The sequence below is a fragment of the Streptomyces sp. NPDC104367 genome (assembly GCF_055583825.1).
The window spans coordinates 1-3,542 of record NZ_JBVJND010000082.1; the positions used below are offsets into that span (position 1 = coordinate 1).

2 protein-coding genes are annotated in these 3,542 nt (G+C 57.8%); both read right to left on the reverse strand.

Annotated features, from left to right (window positions below):
* Positions 1-236: 236 nt before the first annotated feature.
* On the reverse strand, positions 237-1,151 hold the full coding sequence (locus ACZ619_RS45650) for an aminoglycoside phosphotransferase family protein (protein ID WP_469611952.1): 915 nt from the start codon (positions 1,149-1,151) through the stop codon (positions 237-239).
* A 186-nt stretch (positions 1,152-1,337) separates the two neighbouring features.
* The gene (locus ACZ619_RS45655; protein WP_469611953.1) at positions 1,338-3,368 is read right to left on the reverse strand and encodes an nSTAND3 domain-containing NTPase; all 2,031 of its coding nucleotides are present in this window, start codon (positions 3,366-3,368) and stop codon (positions 1,338-1,340) included.
* Positions 3,369-3,542 lie beyond the last annotated feature (174 nt).

A 3,542-nucleotide genomic window follows, 5' to 3' on the forward strand; every position in this document is an offset into this window, starting at 1 on the left:
GGCCCAGTCCTCCACTTTCAGCACCCTCCAGATCATCAAGGGGGGTTAATTCTGCGGGAGCACCTGGGGGTCATTCTTACGGGAGCAACGACACCCTCCAGTCCACGCGGTTCCAGCGCTACGTGACCGACTTCCAGAGCGAGGTCAGTGTGCACGCGACGAACCCCGCTGTGGCCGCCTTCAGTGAGAAGGTGCGCGATGCGCTCAACCGCTTGGACGAGGACGACGAGTAGGAGCTACCAGGGCCGCCAGTCCCGTGGCGCATCGTCGTTCCGCAGACCGGCGATGCGCCGGCCGTACTCGGCCGCGGTCTTCTCATCTTCCTGAACGTTCTGCATGAGCCACGTCGTCATGCCGAACTCTTGGATCCCGCGCAGCGTCTCGTAGCCCGGCCAGTCGTACAGGTCACGCCCGTACGCGGCCACGAAGTCGGCGTACTGCTCGTCGGTCTGCCAGCCAAGGCTGTGATGCTCCACAGCCGTAACCATGAGATCCCACTCAGGATGGTCGTAGCAGAACATCTCGAAGTCGATCAGGATGACACGACCCTGATCATCCACCATGAGGTTCTGCACGTGGGCATCCCCGTGCACCGGCCCCTTGGCCGTCTCGAACCGCAACTCGGCGTACTTGTCTTGCAGTTCGCGCCAGCGCTTCCGCAAGAAGGCCTTGTCATCGTCCGGGATCACTGCCCGATCGAGCCTCAGCGCTTGCTTGTCGAAGGGGTCGTACGACGGCAGTACAAGCCCGTCCGGCACGGTCAGTGAGTGCAGATCCCTCAGGATGCTGCCCAGCTCCCCGTACGTCGCCTTACGGTCCCCTTCGACGATCAGATGCCAGAACGTCACCGGGTGACCATCAATCAAGAGGGGTTGTTCAAGGTCCTCGACGATCTGCGCAGCCGGAAACCCTTCCTCTCCGAGCCACCGCGACACGTCCACTTCCACGCGGGCCTTGGGCAGCCATTCCTTACCCCGCGCCACGCGTACGATGACCGGCGCCGAGGCCAGCCGGAACAGCGCGTTCTCTCCCAGTCGGATCAGCTCTGCGGCTCTGTCGTCGAGTCCCGCAGCCCGGCACGCGGCAGCCATCACCCGCGTAGCCCTCGCTGACGTGAACCCTTCTTCCGTGCGAGCAGCGTCAAGCGCCATGCCCGTACCAGCTCCCCTAGTCGCGCGCGATCAACCAGCGCACGCCTACGGGTGACCAACCCGACGTACGCCGGACACAACCACGACCGTACCCGCTGAGCCAATCAGCGACGAGGGGACATAGGACCGGTCACTGCCGTAAGGACAGTACTTACGGCCAGTCCTATCTCACGGAAAAGGGCAACCTTAGATGTCTTCACTCAGATCCGAGAATACACTCCGAGAGTCATCAGAGGGCACATCTAGAGCAGAACATGCAAATAGGACACCCTGCCCTTCAGATACGACAGTCAGCCGATCACCCAAGAGATCTTCCATGGCAGACTTAATTTTTCTCGCCGTATCGAAGTCTCCCAATTTTTCGAAAGCACCTCCGTAGACTCGAAGCGAATTAATCAAGGGATCTCTAGTGCGGTCCGAGCGAATCCATTCGCTCGTCCAATCGTCCCGAATCGCTTCCTCCAAACGGGGCAGCAGAACAGTTCTCAATCGCTTAAAAATCAACTCCCGATCACGCTCTGTCATTATTTGATGCCAGGACAAATCAGTAACCCACGCCGAATCCAAATAATCCACAGCCAAGAGGGTTATCCGTTCCACCGCCTGCTGCCTGTCTGCCTCGGGCAGCACCCCCAAAGCATGGAGCCGAGCGAGCAAAAGAGGCTCAGAAGCCTCGGCGACCGAGGAGAACAGATCCGTCAGTCGCGAAGGTAGAGAGGGATACACCGACAGGAAGGTCTTCACCATTTCGTCGCTGCACTTTTCTCCCAAATAGCGAATCGCGTCATCTGTCCAACACGACCCTTCAGGCCATTCCTCAAATAGATTTGCGAGTCGCGTGGCGATGTCACGATAGAGCAAGTTTGGCACTCTTAGCAGAATCCCATCGCTCTGCCCATTTTCCGGCGTCAGGCAATGGGTGTGAGTCATAACCGTGCCATCATCCATACCTGCGAGAATTACCGGAAGAAGGTGGAGCTGGTCGATTAGCCACGCCGCAAACCCCTCGCGCAACGTAGGGTGCTTAAATGACCAAGAATATGTGCCGTTGCCCTCAACCGTGCTCTGCAAGAACGTGCCACCCAATGAGTTCAGTGCTCTGCCTGCTGCCCCGACCGCGCTCCCCATCCATTGAATGACGCTGTGCTGATTCTCGTCCAGGTTCAACGGATTGGTGAGCCCCTGGGGGCAAACATAGACAAGCGCAAGAGCGGCCTGCGAATCCACATCAAGTTGACTGTACACATCAGATAGGAATCTGTGAGGACGAGCCATGAAAGACACCAAGCCCGATCGGCTGATGGGTAGATTGCCGGTAAACGCACGCAGCCCAAGGCGGCGTGCAGCTTCCGGCCTAAACGGCTCAGTAGCCGCAACTGCTTCCAGATATGGTTTCATCTGGGATAGCTTCTGCGGCGGTTGATCGCCAGCCGAGAGGTGGTTATAGAGTATTTGCCGTCGCTCCTCCCCGGTAATTTCCGAGACGTCGACGGTTACTTCTTGCTCATGGAGCAGCGGGTACGCGTAAGTTTTCAGGAAGGGCCGGGCTTCTTTGTAGATGTAGCTGCGAGACGTAAGAACGACGCGCGCGCCGTTCTTGACCGCACTCATTACATGCGGAAGATCCCTAGCCCAGCCGTCAGTCAGATGCCTCTCGTGCCGTACTGCACCGAACGCATCATCCACCCAAAAGAATTGATCAGCCTCATATGGATTCCACCTCTGTACAAGATCTTCAGAGGTACGCGCCTTCACGTTTACACAACCCCAGTTATCCGCTGCACCGATTGCGAGCATAAGCGCGATGGAGGACTTTCCGACGGCAGGCTCACCAAGAAGAAGTACGAACCCGCGATCAGACAGCGCCTGTGCAGCTTTACGGTAAGAGTCAGTGGCGACGAAGGTGGAAATCTGATCTCTCGCCGATTCCACAAGGACCGACGCTTGAGCATATGCTCGATCATCAAGGATTTGCGATAGATCTCCCAGCCCATAAACACGAGGTACAAACATTCGCAAGGCTCTGTTAGCGGCAATGGTGTCACTAAGCCATTGACCGTCCAAGACAAGCGGATGTATGACCCCGCATGCCAGCAGCCGCTCACGGATGGATTCCTCGGAGACCCCGGTAACTCGAGCGTTTGTCAGTAGTACGTAGCTTTGACAGATCCCTCGCTCAACGAGGCGCCTAACCTTGTCGAACTCTTCACTCAGCATCGAGACTGACAGGGTGGAGTCTTCACTTTTCGTATGCTTGCACTGAAGGACGAATGGGCCTCTAGGTAAATCGTTGCCTCTGAGGTTGAAAGGGTGGGGTGACAGCGGGCGTTGGCGGTGCTACATCCTCGTCATGAGGTACGCGGATGGCGGCGGTCTGACCGCTGCGGGGCG

Bases quoted from the DNA above. Each gene is read 5' to 3' on its own strand.
- ACZ619_RS45650 (WP_469611952.1), bottom strand. From the start codon at position 1,151: ATGGCGCTTGACGCTGCTCGCACGGAAGAAGGGTTCACGTCAGCGAGG.
- ACZ619_RS45655 (WP_469611953.1), bottom strand. From the start codon at position 3,368: ATGCTGAGTGAAGAGTTCGACAAGGTTAGGCGCCTCGTTGAGCGAGGG.